This window comes from Okeania sp. KiyG1 (assembly GCF_014132355.1).
Taxonomy (GTDB): domain Bacteria; phylum Cyanobacteriota; class Cyanobacteriia; order Cyanobacteriales; family Microcoleaceae; genus Okeania.
In genome coordinates, this window is sequence record NZ_BLZO01000058.1 from 73247 (window position 1) to 94364 (window position 21118).

A 21118-nucleotide genomic window follows, 5' to 3' on the forward strand; every position below is an offset into this window, starting at 1 on the left:
CTAGCGGTGTCGTCAGCTAATCAAAACCAGAAATTTTCGGGCAGTGACTCAATTCCACTGGTGGCTATCAACCACTATTTGCAATTTCTAATTAATCAACCTGATTTGATCTGAATACTGACGAAGAAAGCAATGGGAAGGAAATAGACCAAGTAAAATTAAGTTTTTGAGCGAGTTTAGGTTTCAGGAAAAACTTGGACTTAAAACTTAGACTAAAAACTTAGACTTAATACAAATATTCAAAAGTCAAGGTTTCTCAAAGCACTATGAAACTACAGTTTTTGTTTAGTTTGATGCCACTCCTAGTAGCATTAACTGTTAATTTACCTGTGATGTCACAGGAAAATTCATCTCAAGAGAAAACTAATAGAGAATCTATCTTAGAACAATTTGACAATGGGACTAAGGATACTTTGGTTGTTGGCATTGCACCAGACTCTTATCCTATTAGTTATTTTCAAGATGGTAGAGCATACGGTTTCTGCAAAAATTTTGTTGAAAACATTTTAGTAGATAGCTTAAACAAAAAGTACAGGAGAACAGGAATAAAAATAACAGCAGAATATAAAGATGTCAGAAAAGAAAAAATAGGAAGATTTGATTTATTGAGAGACCAATCTATTGATATTGAATGTGGCCCAAATACTATACCAAATAATACCGACAATAAGAGACACGCGAATATAAGTTTTTCTAAGCCTTTTTTTAAAACAGGTACGAGAATTTTAATCAAAAGAGAGAATCAAAAAACAGTTGAAGAAAAACCGGATTTTGAGGGCTTAAGTATTGGTTTAATCAAAGATACAACTACAATTTCATTTGTTAAACTGTTATTTCCACTAGCTACTACAATTCACGATAATCTGGAGACAAGAGCAGGCGGAATAGATCTTTTGAAAAAAGGTAATATTACAGGATTTGCCACTGATAGTGTGCTTTTGGAAGGTGAATTAGAAAGGAAAACAAGAATAGAAAATCCAAATGATTACTATTTATATCCTAAATATAATTTGTTAAATAGTGAACCCTATGGACTCGCATTTCATGACACTCAGACAGAATGGCATGATTATGTTAACGACTTAATTGATGGAGATAAAGCACAGGATGAGATTCAAAAACAACTAGGGAAGTATCAGATAGGGAAGTATCAGAGCTTATCCTTCTCAGATAATGCCAAAAAAATAGAAGAACTGTCCTTAGATCGTGAACGAAAAATAGCTCAACTATCCTTAGATTTAGATCATGAAAAAAAAAGAGCTCAACTATTCTTTATATCTTGTATTGTAATTGTTATTATTGTCATTTCTATATTGGGTTGTTATGCATATTCACGAGCTAAAATAGTAAAGATAAGTTTTGATCAAAGTGAGGACTTTAATTGGCAAGCTTTTATCTATTGCTTTAAAAAAGTAGAAGAAAATTATCAGAAGAAAGTTGTGCTTCTTGGTATGAATCAATTAAGTATCGAAAAAAATAGCAACGTTTATTTTCAAATTAATTCCAAAGGTGACTTGACAAAAAAAGACTTTGAACAAAATTTCCGTAGCAATTATCAAGAAGCATTGAAGGAACTGAAAAATCAGAATATACCAGGTCTAATTAATGTAGACCTGGAGCATATACCACAAAACAAACTCACTCAATTTATATATCAACTAAGCGTTCATTTTGAGAATCTATTCAAAAGCAGTCAGGAGGGACAAATGAAAACAACTTCACTAAATGTCAAAAGTAATGGTGACAAAAATACAATTACACCTATCATCGGTAAAGACAATACTAACAACATTGAACAAAACAGTGAATTCAATGAAAGTGAACAAAAACCATAAAACAAACTCACTCAATTTATATATCAACTAAGCGTTAATTTGCATATTCAATTAAAAAACAATCAGGAGGGACAAATGGAAACAAATCCACAGAATGTAACAAGTAATGGTAACGGAAATATAATTGCGCCTATCGCCGGTGACCACAATACTAACAACATTACACAAAACAATGAATTCAATGAAAGTAAAGAAAAATCATTAAAAGAAGCAGCACAAGAAATCCAAGAATTACTCGAACAACTAGGGAAAGATTATCCAACTGAAACATTAACTCAGAAAAGAAAGGTGGCAGACGAAATTATTAAAAAAATCGACGATAACCCAACTTTGAAAGACAAAATTATCAGTGTAATTCAAGCAATGGGAATTGAGGCATTGATGCAATTAGTAGAGCACCCAGTTGTCAATGTATTAAAGGTGGGAATAGAAGAATTGCTATAAAAAAGTAAATAACTGAAGTTTATACTTAAAAGTGATTATCCAATCAATTAATTTCAGACTTTGATTAGAACAAGTGTAATAGTTGCTGGTTTGGATGGGATTAATCGTGGTCTTGATGTTAGGGAACCTGTGGCAGTTGACCCAGGAAATCTACCTTCTACAGAAAGGGAGGCGCGGGGGATAGATGCTTTGCCTGGTTCTTTGGGAGAGGCGATCGCTCATCTAAATAATAATGATGTTTTGAAAAATGCTTTGGGGTCTGAGTTGGCTCAAGCGTTTATTGCTGTGCGTCAAGCTGAGTGGGAGGCGATGAAGGATATGGATATAGAGGAGGAGGTTAAGATTCTGTTGTCGCGATATTAGTTTTTGGGGTATTTCAGTTATCAGTTATCAGTTCCTCTGCCTGTTTGCGTAGCATTCCGTAGGAAAGCATTGAGATTGAAATATTAAACTTGATTTTCTCTTGGTCGATGACTATAGCAATGTGCGCTGGCATATTTACACATTATTTTTTGTACACCTTTTCGCTTACTGCACTTTGAGCTGGACATTGTAAATACCTGAGCGCTCATTGCTATACCGGATTTGATATTACTTTCCGATCGCTTTGATTGATTTTACTGCCGAAATTGTGGCTACATAAATAATTATAGATAAACCAACAGCACTAGAAATTAACAAACCAGCTTCTCAATGCACAATGATAAAGTTTATAGTTCGGTCAGCTACGCAAGGCCATGTAGAACAAATTTCAGTATTTGATTGTTCTTGCTCTTTGATTTTTTGGTTGGATAAGATTTGATTATTCATGGAAATAATTTTTAACTCTACTATTAACAGCATGAACCAGAATTTAAGGTACTTAGTGTGACATACTCCCACACTAACCTGACGGTATAGTGTGGGCTTCTCGTTTCGTAGCCCCGGTATCCCGTCGGGCTCCACAAGCTTTAAAGACGGAATGCCCTACCGCCCTATTTTTGATATTTATCGCTGCATTCAAGTCGCGGTCTATTGCTATGCCGCAGTGCGGACAATAATGGGTTCGTATGTTTAATTCTTTGGGGACTTTTTCACCACAATTTGAGCAATCTTGGCTTGTATTTTTGGGGTTTACTGCTATGGTTTTCTGTCCAGCATTCTCGGCTTTGACAGTCAAAATAGACAGGAATTTTCCCCATCCAGCATCGTTAATTGATTTACTCAAATGAGTCTTTGCTAGCCCTTTGATATTTAAGTTTTCATGGGCAATAATATCCGCTTTTGATAATAATTCATTGGCTGTTTTGAAGTGAAAGTCTTTACGTTTATCACCGACCTTTTTATGTTGTTTGGCTACAGCTTTAACAGCCTTGAGCCACCTTTTACTTCCTTTTTTCTTTCGAGATAAACGTTTTTGTAGAGTCTTTAATCGTTTCTGATATGAGCGATAGTATTGAGGGATGGGGATAGACTCTCCTTCACTTGTTACTAAGAATTCTTTCAATCCCATATCAATTCCCAGAGTGTTTTTTAATGTAGGTTCAACTTTATTTGTGAAGGCTGGAACTGATTTGTCTTCTAGGGATAAAGTTATATAATAACCATCTGCTTTACGACTAATTGTTACTGTTTTAATTTGAAAACCATCAGGTAACGGTCGATGTTGAATCAACTTTATATTGCCTATTTTTGGCAAGTTTATCTTGTTTCCTTCTATGCAGTTTTGCTTGATTTGAGGATAAGTAAAACTGCGATAACGTCCAATTCCTTTAAATCTTGGTTTCCCTAATCTAGTTCCTTTTTTGTCTGTTTTCAACCATCTATCAAAGGCAAGTTTTACCCGTTTTATGCAATCCTGCAGGACCTGAGAATGAATTAGCTTATATTCTGGAAATTTGTCTTTGGTATTGACTAAATCTTTTTTTTGAGAGTAATAATCTGGGTGGTCTCTTAGTTGAGGAATGGGCATCACCAAGGGGCAGGCGTTAACTGGACAACGGTTTTCTGACCACCACGAAAACCGCTCGCCTAATCTATAGTTGTACTGCCGACGCAACAATGCTAACCACATTTCTATTGTGGCTAACTGTTCTTTGTTTGGCCTTAATTTATATTGGTAGGCAGTGCGCATGGTGGAAAATTTCCGGGGTTATTGCAATATCATAATACAAGTTTTTCAACTAGGGCAAAAGCTTCTGCTTGAGATAGCATACAAATTGAATGGGCATCGAACCTATTCAATTTGCAGCCGATTCATCCACCAAATCTGCTTATGATGGTGTGAGGCTTCTCGGCGATTCAGCTAAATCTTTCTCCATAGACTTTTCTCAACTTACTCAAAACGAAAAAATCCAGAAATAGAGCGATCGCTCCAAGGAATTAATAGTATGACAAAGCAATTAAAAAATTATTACTACTTCTCGTTCTACTTTTTCCGAGTATTGCAAAGTAACTTTCAAAAACAAAACTAAATCGTGATCGCTCGATATAGCTTTGACTAATCAAATCAGCTTTTAATATTATTTATCTAAATCAAAGTAGTCTAATTTTCCCCAAATTATTACAAAATATTTCACGAGCTTGCGTTGTTTCAGCGATTTAGTACATAGTTTGTACATAAGGTATTGTGCCAATGTTGTGCCTAAACCTAAGAAGAGACTCTTCTAAACAAGGCTACAACCTAGTATTTTCGTTAATACCACCTCAAATATGCCAATTTTCAGCCGAGAGATATAACCTCAAAAAAAACAAATTTTGAACAAGTCAAACACTCAAGTAATTCTAGCCAGTTAAAATATTGTAGTGCGGGCATCTTGCCCGCGATGGGCACACCTCATAACAGCGGAAAGTGCTGTATTTCCTTATATTCAATTCCGTAACGGTTTTAACCAGAGGTAATTATCAATTATCAATTATCCATTATCCATTAATGAACTTCTACCAATTAAATTTCATCCCCAAAAATGTTTCTAAACGCTGATTATGAGGTTGAAAATAATCATTTAATTTTTGTCGAAGTGACTCACTAATAGAAGAATAAGAACCAGCATTTAATTTTGGATAATCTGATATTTGATAATCTGGCAAACCTAGAAAGTCGAAAACTTGCTTCATGGTAGTTGCCGAGTCACGATAAAAGTCTTCACTTTTCAAAATTAGTAATTGTTCTCTAGGAAAAATAGCTAACCATTTCTTGAGGAATTCTACATATACGCCAGAAGCAATATAATCTCCTGCAAAATTCCAATAATTAGGATGAGAAATTTTGCTGAGTTTTTCAAGTTGAGAGTTAATAGCTACTTCACAAGAACGAAATTCTTTATTTAAACGTACTTGATGATAGTAATGAGAAATTGCTCGATCGACAGGATTTCTCATAATGAGAATTAGTTTGGTTTTGGGAAAAAAATGAAAGATTCTACAGGGAGCATATTGAGCATCAAAATAGGTAGTGCTTGCTTCTCCGGTTAGAAATTTTTTTGACTCTGAAATGGGAGGGAAATGTGCCCGATACCAATCTATACCTCTATGGAAATTGAAAGACCAAAAATGTATTTCTTTTTTGATGGCTGGTAAGACTTGGGGATGTTTAGTTATATAGCTATAAAGAGAGGTGGTTCCTCCTTTGCCTACTCCAATAATTAGAAAGTTGGCTTCAGATAATTTTTCTGAATTCCAGTGTTGGTTAACAAAGGTGGGATGGGTTTTATCAATATAATGTTTAGAGGCTATTTGATAATATTTTATTGCCTGATTAATTCTGTCTACTTGAGTTAAAGCTTCTGCTAAATTTAGGTAAGTGGAAACTGAATTATTTTGATTTTCAATCAGTTTATGAAATAAATTTACTGTCTCCTCAAGTTTGCCTAATTTTTCAAAAGTTTCCCAGAGACGAGTATCAGACCACCAAGCAAAATCAGGATTAATTTCTATGGCACGATGATAGGCAATAGAAGCTTCTAACCATTTTTGTTGTTGGGTTAAAACTAATCCTAGATAATAGTAAGATTGACTATCTTGATTAGTTTCCACAGCAGCATAATATGAGTTTAAATCTTGTTCTAGTTTAATTTTTTGCCGTAATATTTTCTCTAATTCCTGAAGGATATCTATTTGATATTTACTAGGGAATATTTCTCGCAACATATAATAGATAATGATAGCTCCAGAAATCTGATTTGCTTGTGCTAAAGCTGTTCCTAATTTTAAGTATAGTTCTGGATTTTCTCTGATGAGACATAGTGCTTTTTGATAAATAGGATATTGGTCTGGATTTTTAATAGCTTGACAATAATAATTGATAGTTTCATCTAAATTTGATTGAGAAAATTGGGCAAAAGCATCTCCTAACTGTAGGTGCATCCAAGGTAAATCCGGTCTAACTTGAGCAACCTCCAAATAAGTAGCGATCGCTTCATCTAATTTTTTTTGTTTAAGTAAAACATCTCCCAGACATTGACGATACCAAACTACTTCTGGATTTAGTTTTATTGCTTGACGATATGCTATTTCTGCTGCTTCTAGTTTGCCAATTTGAAAGAGAATATCTGCTAATTTTTGATGAGTACCTTTAAGTTCTGGTTTGAGTTGAATTGCTGTTTGATAAGAAAGAATGGCTTGCTCAAATTCTCCAACATTAACCAGTGCTTCTCCTAATTTATTGTAATCCCAATAACTATCAGGATTAATTTTAAGAATTTGACGGTAAGCAAGGACAGCTTCTGAATATTTTTCTAGTTTAATTAGGGCATTTCCTAAGTTATGGTAAGACCATGGAAAGTCAGGGTTTAGTTTGATAGTTTGACGGTAAGCTGTAATAGCTTCATCCCATTTTTGTAGTTTAGTCAAAGCTTGCCCTAATTTATAGTAAGACCAAGAAAAATTTGGGTTGAGCTTTATTGCTTTATGGTAGGCATTAACGGCTTTATCCCACTGTTGTTGTTCGAGAAATTTTTCTCCTAATTCGTAGTCATCCATCTCAAATTTTCCAATTAAATGTCATATATAAGTCTGATTCTAGTTTGTGATTAAGCACCTAAGCAAAATTATTGACTTACTATGATTCTATATAATGTTTACAATCTAAGGAACTTAGTCTTAAAAAATGTGTAATTAATTTGTGTACCTGCTTATGAGGTGGAAAGAAATCTCTCAATTTTTGCTGAAGTAATTTCTTGATAGATGGATAAAACCTTCAGTTAAATTTCTGGTAGTCGGGAATTCGATAGTTGAGCAAATTGAGAAAATCAAATAATCATTTCATCTTCCGTTTTCCCGGTTAAATGTAATCTGTAAGTCTGATTCTAATTTTTGATGATGAGGTGGAAAGAAATCTCTCAATTTTTGCTGAAGTAATTTCTTGATAGATGGATAAAACCTTCAGTTAAATTTCTGGTAGTCGGGAATTCGATAGTTGAGCAAATTGAGAAAATCAAATAATCATTTCATCTTCCGTTTTCCCGGTTAAATGTAATCTGTAAGTCTGATTCTAATTTTTGATGATGAGGTGGAAAGAAATCTCTCAATTTTTGCTGAAGTAATTTCTTGATAGATGGATAAAACCTTCAGTTAAATTTCTGGTAGTCGGGAATTCGATAGTTGAGCAAATTGAGAAAATCAAATAATCATTTCATCTTCCGTTTTCCCAGTTAAATGTAATCTGTAAGTCTGATTCTAATTTTTGATGATGAGGTGGAAAGAAATCTCTCAATTTTTGCTGAAGTAATTTCTTGATAGATGGATAAAACCTTCAGTTAAATTTCTGGTAGTCGGGAATTCGATAGTTGAGCAAATTGAGAAAATCAAATAATCATTTCATCTTCCGTTTTCCCGGTTAAATGTAATCTGTAAGTCTGATTCTAATTTTTGATGATGAGGTGGAAAGAAATCTCTCAATTTTTGCTGAAGTAATTTCTTGATAGGTGGATAAGACTCTACGTTGAATTTTTGGTGGTGGGGAATTTGATAGTTGAGCAAATTGAGAAAATCAAATAATCATTTCATCTTCCGTTTTCCCGGTTAAATGTAATCTGTAAGTCTGATTCTAATTTTTGATGATGAGGTGGAAAGAAATCTCTCAATTTTTGCTGAAGTAATTTCTTGATAGGTGGATAAGACTCTACGTTGAATTTTTGGTGGTGGGGAATTTGATAGTTGAGCAAATTGAGAAAATCAAATAATCATTTCATCTTCCGTTTTCCCGGTTAAATGTAATCTGTAAGTCTGATTCTAATTTTTGATGATGAGGTGGAAAGAAATCTCTCAATTTTTGCTGAAGTAATTTCTTGATAGGTGGATAAGACTCTACGTTGAATTTTTGGTGGTGGGGAATTTGATAGTTGAGCAAATTGAGAAAATCAAATAATCATTTCATCTTCCGTTTTCCCGGTTAAATGTAATCTGTAAGTCTGATTCTAATTTTTGATGATGAGGTGGAAAGAAATCTCTCAATTTTTGCTGAAGTAATTTCTTGATAGGTGGATAAGACTCTACGTTGAATTTTTGGTGGTGGGGAATTTGATAGTTGGGGAAATTGAGAAAATAAAAGACTCCTTTCACTATAGTTGTGGAAGAAATTAAGAGCTTTATGGCACTGCTTTTCTCGAAATTTTTCTCCTAACTTTTAGTCATCCATCTCCAGTTTCCCAGTTAAATCTCATCTCTAAGTCTGATTCTAATTTAGGAATTTCAGCTTGATAGAAATCTCTAAATTTTTGAGGCAATAATTTCCTAATAAGTGGATAGGAGCATAAGTTAAATTTTTGGTAGTGGGGAATTTGATGGTTGGGGAAATTTAAAAAATCAAAGACTCCTTTCATCTTCCAGTTTCTCAGTTAAATTTCATATCTAAGTCTGATTCTAACTGAGGAATTTCAGCTTGAAAGAAATCTCTAAATTTTTGAGGTAGTAATTTCTTGATAGATGAATAAAAGTTTCAGTTAAATTTCTGGTAGTTGGAAATTTGATAGTTTGCCAAATTGAGAAAATCAAAGACTCCTTTCATCTGGTGTTGTAGGAAAAATTAAGACCTTCAGTTAAATTTCTATAGTTGTGGGAGAAATTAAGAGTTTCAATTTTTGAGGCAGTAATTTCCTGATAGATGAATAAAAGCTTCAGTTAAATTTCTGATAGTCGGAAATTTGATGGTTTAGCAAATTGAAAAAATCAAATACTCGTTTCATTATAGTTGTGGGATCAATCAAGAACTTTACCCCAATATCTTTATCGAAATTTTTCTCCTAACTTTTAGTTATCCATCTCTAAATATGATTCTAATTGAGTAATTTCAGCTAGAAAAAAATCTCTCAGTTTTTGAGGCAGTAATTTCTTGATAGATGAATAAAAGTTTCAGTTAAATTTCTGGTAGTTGGAAATTTGATAGTTGGGCAAATTGAGAAAATAAAAGACTCCTTTCACCATAGTTGTGGGAGAAATTAATAACTTCAACCCACTGTTTTTCTCAAAATCTTTCTCCTAACTTTTAATCGTCCACCTCAAATTTCCCAATTAAATTTCCTACCTAAATACTCCTCTAATTTTTGATTATGAGGTCGAAAAAAATTAGTCAATTTTTGATGCAGCGATTTACTGATAGGGGGATAGGAACCTAAATTTAATTTCTGGTAGTCGGGAACTTTATAATTTGGCAGACCGAGAAAATCAAATACTCGTTTCATCATGGTTTTTGGAGTTCGATAAAGTTCTTCTGTCGGCAAAATTAGAAATTGTTCTTGAGGAAATATTCTCATCCAATTGTGGATAAAATTTATGTATATGCTAGTGCCTAAATAATATAATCCATGATGCCAATAATTGGTATCTAAGGGAGAATTTTTATAAATCATTTGCCATTTTTCTAATTCTTGATTTAATGCTGTTTCTAAAGGGCGATTTTCTGTATTTATCCTTCGCCAATAATAGTAGTGAGAAATAGCTCTATCTACAGGGTTTCTCAACATAATGATTAATTTGATTTTGGGAAAATAATTAAATATTCTGTCTGGCGCTTCCGAATTTCTTAAATAACTAGGACTTGCTTCTCCAGTGATTAAATTTTCATGGTTTGGAATAGCAGGAAAATGAGAGAGATACCAATTTATTCCTTTATCAAAGTTCATGGACCAAAAATTTATTTCTTTCACAACAGAAGGTAAAACTTGAGGATGTTGGATGAGATAACTAAATAAAGAGGTAGTTCCTCCTTTTCCCACTCCAATAATTAGAAAGTTAGGACTTTGAATGTCTGTCAAATTCCACTGTTTTTGGCAAAGGGAGGGGTAAGATTTTAAAGTTTGTTGGTAACAAGCAGTTTGGTAACAAATAATTGCTTCATCTATTTGATTCTGTTTTGTCAGAATTTCTCCGAGATTTATATAGGACAAAAATGAATCTGGATTTTGTTGAATAAACTGTCGGTATAAATTGACTACTTCATCTAATTTTCCGCAACGCTCTAAAGTGCGCCATAAATTATAATTTGACCAGGATAATTCAGGGTTAAGTTCTACAGCGCGCAGATAAACTATAGCAGCTTCATCCCACTTTTGTTGTTGAATAAAAGCATCTCCTAAAAATTGATAAATTTCAGAAATATTAGGTTGAATTGAAATAGCTTTTTGATAAGAGGTGATGGCTTCATCTAATCTTTGTTGTTTTACTAGGGTATTTCCTAGGTAATTCCATAGCCAATAGTTATGAGGATTTTTTTCAATTTCTTGGCGGTAGATTTTTTCTGCTTTTTCCCATTTATCTTGTTTGAGAAATAATTTCCATAAACATAAATGAGGTCTATCTATTTCTGGATTAAGTTCTATTGCTTTTAAGTAACTGATAATTGCTTGGTCTGATTTTCCTGTGGTTTCTAGAACGTCTCCTAATGAATTATAAGACCAATAATATTTAGAATTAATTTCTATGGCACGACGGTATGCTGTTATTGCTTCTTCCCAATTTTCTAATTTTAGTAAAGCATCTCCTAATGAGTTATGAGACCAATAAGAATTTGGATTAATTTTGATGGCTTGATGATATTTGGTAATGGCTTCTGTTTCTTTTTGTTGTCTGAATAAAACTTCTCCTAAATTATGGTGAGCAGAGTAAATATTGGGATTGATTTCTATGGCTTTTTGCAAAGTTGTCTCAGCTTGGTCTAATTTACCTAATTTAATTAAGGTTTCTCCTAATTTATTGTGAGACCAGTAGGAATTAGGATTAATTTTGATGGCTTTTTGGTAGGCAGTTACTGCTTCATGTAAATTATCTTGTTGAGTCAGTGCTTCTCCTAATTTTTCATAAGACAAATAAAATTCAGGATTCAATTTAATTGCCTGTCTAAATGCTGTGGCAGCTAAATCCCATTTTGATAGTTGAATAAAGCTCTCTCCCAGTTTCTGATATGACCAAGAAAAATCAGGGTTAAGTTCTATAGCACGTTGATATGCTGTGATAGCTTTTTCCCACTGTTGAAGTTGCATTAAAGCTTCTCCTAATTTGTGATGAAACCAGGGGAAATTAGGATTAAGTTGAATGGCATTTTGGTAAATAGTAATAGCTTGTGAAAAATTTCCTTGTTGCAGGTAAATATCTCCCAATTTTTTGTGAATTCCCCACTGTTCCGGTTGAAGTTCTAGAATTTTTTCATAACAGGTGATCGCTGATTCTATTTTGCCTTGGGATAAATAAGTTTCTGCCTGTTTTTGGTTTTGTAATACTATTGTTTGTAAGTCTGTATTTGAAGACATATTTGATTTATAGATTAGTCAGAAGTTAAAAGTAAAAAGTATTGATTTGTAATTGTTTTAGGATTTTGTAACTGGTCATTTCAGTTATCAGTTAGCCTCCTCCGGAGGAACTGCGCCCTTCAGTTATCAGTACCTCTGCAATAAGGAGGCTTGAAATATAGAATATCCTCTTTTTTTATCTCTTTAAAAGGGGAGGCTTTAGAGCAAATTTTTTCAGTAATAATTAATTAGGATTTGCTGAATAAAGTATGATACCAAGCGTGAAAAAAGAATACTACAAAAAGGTAGACCTTGCTCGAAGATGCTTAAAAATAGCTATTCCAGTTAATTTTAGATAGTTTTTATATTGTTTTTCCCTTTTTTTCAAGATTTATCCCTTTTTCCTTTTTTTCTCTTCCTTCTTTCTTTCTTCTACCATTTGTAACAAACATTTATCAAATTGGTATGAGTGCTAGGGGTAGGAGTCAACCCACCCCTAACCCCTCCCAACCCACCCCTAGCCCCGACCGTGGAGGGGAGGGGAAGTCAGGAGAAATGGGGAATTTAGAGGAGGTATAATACCATTTCTCAAAAACTTTTCTACATTTTGTTGAGTAGGGGAGTGGGTAGGGACGCCCTTATGCAACGTCCGTACAGGGAGAAGTAAAAAGTAAGGATAATTAACATTAACTGAGCTATTTTTAGCATGCAAAGTGATTCTAACTGTTTTGATTAATTAATCACTGAAGTCTTACCCAAGTATAGCGTTACTTTTAGGAATTGGTATAAGTAAGAATTATCCCTCAATTTTTCTGTTCTTGATTTGCCCAAAAAGCTAACTTTTTGAACGTTTTAGACCAAAACAAGCGCACTTTTTTGGAATCTCAGAAGGCTAAAGCATTTATCTGTCAATGCTTTGATAATTAATCAGTAAACCCTAATTATTAATTACTAATTATTAATTATTAATTGTTGAAAACCTACTAATTTATTCAATTCCAGTTAAATTTTATGCCAAGATACTCTTCTAATTTTTGGTTATGAGGTTGAAAGAATTCAGAAAGTTGATGACGTAGACTAGCATTGATTGGAGGATAAGAACCAGGGTAATAATTTTTATATTCTAAGAGTTGATAATTTGGTAAACCTAGAAAATCAAAAACTTGTTTGGTTGTTGCTTCAGGATTTTCATACATATCCCCACTTTTCAAGATTAAAAGTTGTTCTCTAGGAAATATATTCACCCATTCTTGAATAAAAGATAGATATAAACCTAAACCTAAATACCTGGTTTTTTTTCCTTGCAAAAAATTAGCATTGCCTTGAGATTGATTAATTATTTTTTGTAATATTTTTGTTTCGACAGCAACTACTTCTGCAAAACTTCTTTGTTCTTGTCCGAGTCGTTTATCCATATAGTAGTGAGAGACAGCTCGCTCTATAGGATTTCTTAATATAGCGATTAATTTTATTTTGGGAAAATAACTAAATAGTTTATTTGCTGCTTCTACAGAATACATATAGTTAGGAGTTGCTTCTCCTGTGGCAAAATTTTGTTGTTCTGGAATTGCCGGAAACTGAGATAAATACCAATCAATTCCCTTATGAAAGTTAGCATCAAAAAAGTGCATCTCTTTTTCGACGGCGGGTAAAATTGAGGGATGTTTAGTCAGATAGAAGTAAAGAGATGAAGTACCCCCTTTAATTGTGCCAATAATGATAAAGTTTGGTTTTCCTAATTTAGTAAATTCACCATATTTACTGATAAATGCTGGATGAGTTTTGGAGATTTTTATAGATAAAACTTTTTGATAATAACTGCTAGCTTCTTTAGCTTTACCTTGTTTGGTCAGAATATTAGCTAAATTCAAATAATGCCCATCAAATTCTGGCTTAATCTTCATAGCTTCTTGGTAACAGTTAATCAACTTATCTAATTGCTTTTGGTTTAATTTAACTAGCTGATAACTGTGAATAGATCTGAGCTGATTATAAGCAAGGAAAAAATCAGGTTGCAATTCAATAGCTTTAATAAAATAAGCGATCGCTTCCTCTGAATTCCCTTTTTCTAAAAGAGCGTCTCCTAAATCTTTATTAACCCAAGGTAAATCTGATCTTAAATCTCTAGCTTTTTGATAATAAGTAATGGCTTCATCTATGAATCCTTGTTTGTGCATTACATAACCTAACTGATAATAATACCAGTAAGCATTGGCATTTATTTCCAGGGCGCTTTTATAAGCGATCGCCACTTCATCCCATTTTTTGATTTTGAGTAATACTTCCCATAAATTATGATAGTACCAATAATTTTCAGGGTTAATATCTATAGATTTTTGATAGGCAATAATAGCCTCATCCCATCTTTTTAATTGAGTTAAAGATTTCCCTAAATTTTGATGATAATTTGATACTTGGTGGTTGAGTTTAATCGCATTTTCGTAAGCAATTACAGCTTTCTCCCATTGTTTTAGTTCTAGTAAAGCATTACCTAAGTTGTTATATAAATCGCTAGAGTTAGGATTATTTTCAATGGCACGTTGATAAAATTTTACAGCTTCATTCCACTGTTTTAGTTGCATCAAAGCTTCTGCAAGCTTGCGGTCGGACCAGGTAAAATCTGGTTTTAATTCTATGAATTTATAATAAGTATTTACAGCTTCATTCCACTGTTTTAGTTGCATCAAAACTTCTGCAAGTTTGTGATAAGACCAAGGGAAATCTGGTTTTAACTCTATAACTTTACGGAAAGCATTAGTAGCTTCATCCCACTGTTTTAACTCCATCAATGCCGTGCCTAATTTTTGGTAAGGCCAGGGAAATTTTGGATTAATTTTTATAGCGTTGCGGTAACTGACTATTGCTAAATTCCACTGTTTTTTTTGAGAATATAGATTGGCTAAATTTAAATGAGCTTGACCAAAATTGGGATTAATTACGATGGCTTTTTGATAATATTCTTGAGCTAACTCTTGGTTGCCCATTGCTTCGACTATTTTGCCTTTTGTATTACAAACTAAGGCTAAATATTCTAGTTTTTTGAGGGCTTCATTACAGATTTTATCGGCCTGATTTAATTTTCCTTGAGCTAAGTAGGATTCTGCTTTTTGGTTTAAATCTACTACTGATGTTTTTTGATTCACTGTTTTTTGATTGTAATAGCAGTTTGATAAATGTTTGCTACGAATCTCTTTTACCGAATAATTAATAATTAGAGTTTGCGTATGGAAAGTCTTTTTACTGGGGTAGGAGACAGGAGAAAAGGCTCGGGAGCGAGGAGGTAGGAGCAAGAATTTTCCCAAGATTGTTCTGCCCAACTATGCGCCTAAAATATTAACTTTTTGAGGGTTTTATACCAATTGGATAAATGTTTGCTACAAATAATTTTCTAGGTGTTAGGTGTTAGGTGGTAGGTGGTAGATGTTAGGTACTAGGTACTAGGTTTTAGTACTAGGTTTTAGGTTTTAGGTGGATTATTAGTTATTTACTAGCCAGTTTATTTGTAACATTCTTTTTTCAATTGGGTCAATCCTCTTATTTTAAAGGAGAGGTAATACCAATTTGATAAGTGTTTGTTACAAATAGTAGGGACGTTGCATAAGGGCGTCCGTACGAAAGAAGGAAGAAGGAAGAAGGAAGAAGGAAGAAGAAGGAAATATTTTAAAAAGGCAAAAACGATATAAATAACTATCTAAAATCCACGATAGTCACTATTTTTAAAAATATCTGATAGAGTGGCACTTTTCATAGCATTCTTTTTCAAATTGGTATAATTCTAAATTCTAAATTCTAAATTCTAAATTCTTGAATTCTAATCGATCATTTCTGAAATAGTTTTAAAAGTATAACCCTGAAGGGTCAATTTTTGCAGAATAATTTCTGTCGCTTTTACTGTTTTTATACTTTTATCATGCATCAATACAATGGAACCTGGTTTGATATTTTCTATGACATGATTAGCAATTGTTTCTGAATCTTTTTCTGCCACATAATCCTCTGGGTTAATATTCCACAAAAACCATTGCTTTTGCATCTCTAATAGCAAATCCATTAGATAGAAATTACTCATACCAAAAGGGGGTCTAAATTTGATTTTTCCAGTTATACCTAACTGATATAAAAGCTCATCAGTCTTACTAATTTCTATTCTGATTAACTCTGGATATTCCTGAGATAAATCTGGATGAGAAAATGAATGATTACCTAATTCATTTCCTTTAGCTAGTATTAACTTTGCTAATTTTTGATGCTTTTGAATCTTGTTGCCAAGAGTAAAAAATGTAGCCCGAGCTTGGTAAAAATCTAATATATTGAGAATTTGATTAGTATAAGGAGGATTCGGTCCATCATCATAAGTTAAAGCGATCGCTTTTTCTTTTATATTTATCTGTTTTATCCCGAAATAGTTACATTGTGGTTTGATTTCTAAGGCTTTTTGCAGATATTTTCTTGCTTCAGACCACTTCTTTTGTTGTAAGCAAATATTTAGTAATTTTTCGTAATCCCAAAAAGATCCTGAAGTAATGTCTAAAGCTTTTTGATAATTGGATATTGCCTCTTCTTGCTGACCTAATTGTTGTAAAGCATCTCCTAATTTTTTGTAAAGTTCGGGTGTAGGTTTATGAGTAATAGCTTGCTTATATATTGATACTGCGTCAGACCATTTTTCTAATTTCGTTAAAGCTTCTCCTAATTTAGGATAAGACCAATTAGATTCAGGGTTAATTTCAATAGCACGATAGTAGTTAACTATGGCTTCATTCCACATTTTTAACTCAAAAAAAGTATTTCCTAAATTATGATAAGCAAAATATAAGTCTGGTTCTATTTTAATTGCACGTTCATAAGCTACTATGGCTTCTTCATACCTAGAAATTTTCAAGAGGCAGCATCCTAGAGAATATTGATTCCAGTAAAAATTGGGTCGTATTTCTATCGAAATTTGGTAAATTTCTACTGCTGACGACCACTTTTCGAGCTGCATTAAAGCATTACCTAAATTTTTGTAAGCTAAATAAAAATCTGGTTTAAGTGTGATGAAGTGGCGGTAAGTAACAACTACTTTTTCCCACTGTTTTAGTTGTATTAAAGCTTCCCCTAATTTATGGTAAGACCAGGGAAATTTTGGATTTAGTTCTATAGCTTTTTGATATGCAATGACAGCTTTATCCCATTTTTCTAATTGCAGGAATGCTTCTCCTAATTTATGGTAAGACCAGGTAAATTTTGGATTTAGTTCTATAGCTTTTTGATATGCAATGACAGCTTCATCCCATTTTTCTAATTGCAGGAATGCTTCTCCTAATTTATGGTAAGACCAGAGAAATTTTGGATTTAGTTCTGTAGCTTTTTGATATGCAATGACAGCTTCATTCCATTTTTTTAATTGCAGGAATGCTTCTCCTAATTTATGGTAAATTTCTGACTGATTTTGGTTTAACTGAATTGCTCGCTCGTAACTCTCAATTGCAGCTTGCCATTGTTGTTGTTGGGTAAATAAATTACCTAAATTAATATGAGCTTCTAGTAAGTTAGAATTTATGGCGATCGCTTGTTGATATTTTTCTTTTGCTAAGTCTAATTTTTCCATTGTTTCTAGCACTTTTCCCAAGGTATTGTAGGCGGGGGCAAAATATGATTGTATCTCTATTACTTGGTTACATAACTTGTGTGATGTTTCTAATTTTCCTCGTTCTAGATATAATTCTGCCTGTTGATATAAATCTAGTGCAATTTTTTTTTATTCATTTTATTTAATCTTTTAAAGTCGCTAATTTTCATTAATATCGGCTTATTCAACTAAATTCCTGGAAATGCTTACATTCCTGCTAACTCTAGAATTTTTAATAGCTGTTTAATATTAACAATAATATCTGGTCCCCACTGACTTTTATCTGAATTGTCACTTTCAAAATCTTGACCAATTAAGTGGTAGTGTAACAAACCACATATATTACTCATTTGCCAGTATATAGAATTAATAAATTTTGGAGAAAAAATTTCAATCACTTTAGTTCCTGGACTGCAAAATACTAGGTTTGTAAGTCCTGCACCATGAGGAGAAATTACTACTTTAGCGCCAGCCATAAGTGATGCTTGTTCCGCTACTGAAATTGATTCTAGAGTAACAGTAACAAAACCAAATTTTTCCAGTAGACTAACTACCTCTTCTTCATTAACTATTCTCCGGTATGGTGTCAGTTTCCGACTAATATATATACGTTCTTTTTGGCTAGGGAATTTACCAATATTTTCGGCGTTTAAAAATAAACTTCTTAAAAAATCACAACCCCATTTTTTTATCTTAATAGTACCTTGTTTACTCATTAGCGAAGGAACCACTAATTTGCGAGCTTTTATATTGGGAAATAATCGAGCTTCTATTAATTTTTCCGGAGGTATTTTCAAAGCTTGTATGCTCTCTTTTTGAAACTTGTTACTACAGTTAGTAAAAACAAACTTATCTATGATAGGCATGAAATTACTTCTGCGTAACAAGTCTAACCTGACAAATATATCAAACATCCAGTGGAAGTAATTATTTACCCCCAGATTTACTGGTAAAAAAGCTACGGTTCCATTGATGTTGTAAACTGGCGGTAATGTGGAAGAAGATATCATTATTTCAGCACAACCTGTGGAAATATCTCTTACTAATTTATTGTCTGAAGTAATAACTGCTGTTGTTCCTAAATCAACACATCCTCTTCCGTCTGCGACTATTGCTACAAAAGTTGCTGCTAACTTTGCTTTTTTGCTTTGAAAACTTGGATAAATTTGTGATTCAATTGTTTGAGATGCTGATAGATTTACATGACTGGACTCTGAGACTTTTATCTTAGTAATATTATTTTGTGGAGAATCTGAAGTTATTTCCCAATCTTCTGTTAAATTGAAAAATTTCTCTAGCCATTCTCTGGGTAATTTTTGTTGAGAATTCCAGAGGCGAGCTTGATTTTTACGACCTTGTTTTTTCAAGATATATGCTATATTTTGGTGAACATTCTCAATATCTGGCTTCATTCTCAATGCTTGAATTAAACAGGGTATTGCTTCATAAAAATTCTGTTGTTGGATATAAGCATTGCCTAACTTTGCATAATCCAAACAAGATTTTGGATGAATTTTTATGGCTGTTTGATAATTATAAATTGCTTCATCGAGTAAACCTTTTTTTTGTAAAGCGTCTGCTAATGTTCTGTGAAATAAATGGTTATTTGCTTCTAAGTCTATAGCATGACGGTAAGCAATTATTGCTTCATCCCACTTGGTTAATTTCCTCAGTGTTTCTCCTAAGTTGTAATATGACCAAGAAAATTTTGGATTGATTTCTATGGCTTTTTGATAACTAGCAACTGCTTCATCTAATAATCCTTTTTGTTGTAAAGTGTCTGCTAATTTTCTGTGAAATAAATGGTTATTTGCTTCTAAGTCTATAGCATGACGGTAAGCAATTATTGCTTCATCCCACTTGGTTAATTTCCTCAGTACTTCTCCTAAATTGTAATATGACCAAGAAAATTTTGGATTGATTTCTATGGCTTTTTGATAACTAGCAACTGCTTCATCTAATAATCCTTTTTGTTGTAAAGCGTCTGCTAATTTGCTGTGAAATAAATGGTTATTTGCTTCTAAGTCTATAGCACGACGATAAATAATAATTACTTCATCCCATTCTTGAATCTTTACTAACCTTTGTCCCAGAGCGTGGAGCCATTTTATATTATTTGGTTCAGCTTCTAGTAAACTTCGGTAATAATTTATAGCTAGATCGTGCTGTTCTAGTTTTGATAAATTCTCTTCTAATCTCCGATAAAACCAAGTTAAGGTGGGATTAATTTCTATTACTCGTTTACAACTAGAAATAGCTCTGTCTAAGTTTCCTGTTTGTTGCTGAATTTTTACTAATTTACGGTGAACTCCCCAAACATCACATTTGATGTCTATTACTTTCTGATAATATTTTTCTGCTGATTCTAATTCTCCTTTTTCTTGGAGAATATCTGCCAATTTTGTGTAAGACCAAGGAAAACTTGGATTAATTTCTATAGAGAGCTGGAAACTACTAATAGCTGCATCTATATCTCCTATTTCTTGAAATATTTTTCCTAGTTTATGGTGAGCTAACCACAAGTCAGGTTTGATTTGAATTGCTCTTTGATAATAATTTACTGCTTCAGTTAACTCTCCTTGTTTAGCAACAGCATCCCCTAAATTTTGATAAGCACTTACCAAATATGGATTTAATTTTATAGCTTTCTGGAAATGAGCGATCGCCTCTTCTCTTTCCCCATTTTCTAACAAATTTTTTCCCGATTTTAAATATTCTGATGCTTGAGGATATTGAGCTTCTAATTTTAATGCTTGTTCCTGACATTCTCTAGCTAATTCTATTTTTCCTATCTGTTGCCAGATTTTTCCTAAGTTCCGATAAAAACCTGGTACATTTGGTTTGATTCCGATGGCTTCTTGGTAAGATTTTATTGCTAATGGCCATTGTTTTTCTTGGGCATATAAACTCCCTAAGTTAGCATGAACTTCCGCCCATTCTGACTGTCGATTTATTGCTTTGAGATACGATTCTTTTGCTTTGTCTATTTCTCCCATTTTGTGGAAAATATTTCCCAATGTTTTATAGATAGGTAGAAAATCTGGCACTATTTCTAATGCTTGATTACCAGCTAATATTGCCTCTTCTAATTTTCCTTGAGTTAAATATAATTCTGCTTTTTGAGATAAATTTGTGAGATTTATTTGTTTGTTCATCTTGAGCTGAGTCATTTCAGTTATCAGTTAGCCTCCTATGGTCGTAACTGCGTTAACAGTTATCAGTTAACAGTACCTCATCTAATAGGGAAGCAAAAAAATACTGAATTTTATTTTTGTTTATCCCCTTTAAAGGAGAGGATTGAAACTTAATTTTCTGGTCATATAGCAAAAAACAAGTTATACCATTTTTCCATGAAGTTGCACTTAATATAAAGATGAGAATAGTCAGTGTAATAAGGTCTGAGCAACAATTATTAAGCGCATTGTTAAAAATAAATGGTATTAGTTAGAACTTATGCTGATGATGAACTTGAGACAGAGAAATGCTTTTTCTACTGTTCCCTGTTCCCTGTTCCCTGTTCCTTGTTC

Annotated in this window: 11 protein-coding genes; 4 read left to right on the top strand and 7 right to left on the bottom strand. The window is 33.1% G+C overall.

Going from position 1 to position 21118, the window contains the following annotated elements; genetic code table 11:
• Positions 1 to 266: 266 nt before the first annotated feature.
• The 3 genes from SAGCYANO_RS11130 (at position 267) to SAGCYANO_RS11140 (ending at position 2642) form a co-directional block, all read left to right on the top strand.
• Entirely contained in the window at positions 267 to 1835 is a 1569-nt protein-coding gene (locus SAGCYANO_RS11130; protein WP_202220135.1) for a transporter substrate-binding domain-containing protein, read from the top strand.
• A 75-nt stretch (positions 1836 to 1910) separates the two neighbouring features.
• Positions 1911 to 2279, top strand: a complete 369-nt coding sequence (locus tag SAGCYANO_RS11135) for a hypothetical protein (protein ID WP_202220136.1) — start codon at positions 1911 to 1913, stop codon at positions 2277 to 2279.
• Between the two features lie 60 nt (positions 2280 to 2339).
• A complete protein-coding gene (locus SAGCYANO_RS11140; protein ID WP_237396057.1) occupies positions 2340 to 2642 on the top strand; it encodes a glutamine synthetase in 303 nt (100 codons plus the stop codon).
• Between the two features lie 520 nt (positions 2643 to 3162).
• On the opposite strand, the gene SAGCYANO_RS11145 is transcribed toward SAGCYANO_RS11140, so the two are convergent.
• Positions 3163 to 4392, bottom strand: coding sequence for an RNA-guided endonuclease TnpB family protein (locus tag SAGCYANO_RS11145; RefSeq protein ID WP_202220137.1), 1230 nt, complete (start codon positions 4390 to 4392; stop codon positions 3163 to 3165).
• Positions 4393 to 4481: 89 nt separating this feature from the next.
• On the opposite strand from SAGCYANO_RS11145, the gene SAGCYANO_RS11150 reads away from it, so the two are divergent.
• On the top strand, positions 4482 to 4622 hold the full coding sequence (locus tag SAGCYANO_RS11150; RefSeq protein WP_202220138.1) for a hypothetical protein: 141 nt from the start codon (positions 4482 to 4484) through the stop codon (positions 4620 to 4622).
• Between the two features lie 576 nt (positions 4623 to 5198).
• Here the strand turns inward: SAGCYANO_RS11150 and SAGCYANO_RS11155 are convergent.
• From SAGCYANO_RS11155 to SAGCYANO_RS11195, 6 genes are all read right to left on the bottom strand, one after another.
• Positions 5199 to 7238, bottom strand: a complete 2040-nt coding sequence (locus tag SAGCYANO_RS11155; protein ID WP_202220139.1) for a tetratricopeptide repeat protein — start codon at positions 7236 to 7238, stop codon at positions 5199 to 5201.
• Positions 7239 to 8887: 1649 nt separating this feature from the next.
• Positions 8888 to 9079 carry a hypothetical protein gene (locus SAGCYANO_RS44570; protein ID WP_237396058.1) on the bottom strand — a complete coding sequence of 64 codons (192 nt, stop codon included), beginning with the start codon at positions 9077 to 9079 and terminating at the stop codon, positions 8888 to 8890.
• Between the two features lie 675 nt (positions 9080 to 9754).
• Positions 9755 to 12001 carry a tetratricopeptide repeat-containing sulfotransferase family protein gene (locus SAGCYANO_RS11180; protein ID WP_202220142.1) on the bottom strand — a complete coding sequence of 749 codons (2247 nt, stop codon included), beginning with the start codon at positions 11999 to 12001 and terminating at the stop codon, positions 9755 to 9757.
• A gap of 971 nt (positions 12002 to 12972) precedes the next feature.
• On the bottom strand, positions 12973 to 15123 hold the full coding sequence (locus SAGCYANO_RS11185) for a tetratricopeptide repeat protein (protein ID WP_202220143.1): 2151 nt from the start codon (positions 15121 to 15123) through the stop codon (positions 12973 to 12975).
• A gap of 668 nt (positions 15124 to 15791) precedes the next feature.
• On the bottom strand, positions 15792 to 17714 hold the full coding sequence (locus tag SAGCYANO_RS11190; protein WP_307785871.1) for a tetratricopeptide repeat protein: 1923 nt from the start codon (positions 17712 to 17714) through the stop codon (positions 15792 to 15794).
• A gap of 83 nt (positions 17715 to 17797) precedes the next feature.
• Positions 17798 to 20746, bottom strand: a complete 2949-nt coding sequence (locus SAGCYANO_RS11195) for a tetratricopeptide repeat protein (RefSeq protein WP_237396059.1) — start codon at positions 20744 to 20746, stop codon at positions 17798 to 17800.
• Positions 20747 to 21118 lie beyond the last annotated feature (372 nt).

What these genes read in the sequence shown, in the direction of transcription:
- SAGCYANO_RS11130 (WP_202220135.1), top strand. Translation starts at nt 267, where the DNA reads ATGAAACTACAGTTTTTGTTTAGTTTGATGCCACTCCTAGTAGCATTA.
- SAGCYANO_RS11135 (WP_202220136.1), top strand. Translation starts at nt 1,911, where the DNA reads ATGGAAACAAATCCACAGAATGTAACAAGTAATGGTAACGGAAATATA.
- SAGCYANO_RS11145 (WP_202220137.1), bottom strand. Translation starts at nt 4,392, where the DNA reads ATGCGCACTGCCTACCAATATAAATTAAGGCCAAACAAAGAACAGTTA.
- SAGCYANO_RS11150 (WP_202220138.1), top strand. Translation starts at nt 4,482, where the DNA reads ATGGGCATCGAACCTATTCAATTTGCAGCCGATTCATCCACCAAATCT.
- SAGCYANO_RS11155 (WP_202220139.1), bottom strand. Translation starts at nt 7,238, where the DNA reads ATGGATGACTACGAATTAGGAGAAAAATTTCTCGAACAACAACAGTGG.
- SAGCYANO_RS44570 (WP_237396058.1), bottom strand. Translation starts at nt 9,079, where the DNA reads ATGAAAGGAGTCTTTGATTTTTTAAATTTCCCCAACCATCAAATTCCC.
- SAGCYANO_RS11180 (WP_202220142.1), bottom strand. Translation starts at nt 12,001, where the DNA reads ATGTCTTCAAATACAGACTTACAAACAATAGTATTACAAAACCAAAAA.
- SAGCYANO_RS11195 (WP_237396059.1), bottom strand. Translation starts at nt 20,746, where the DNA reads ATGAACAAACAAATAAATCTCACAAATTTATCTCAAAAAGCAGAATTA.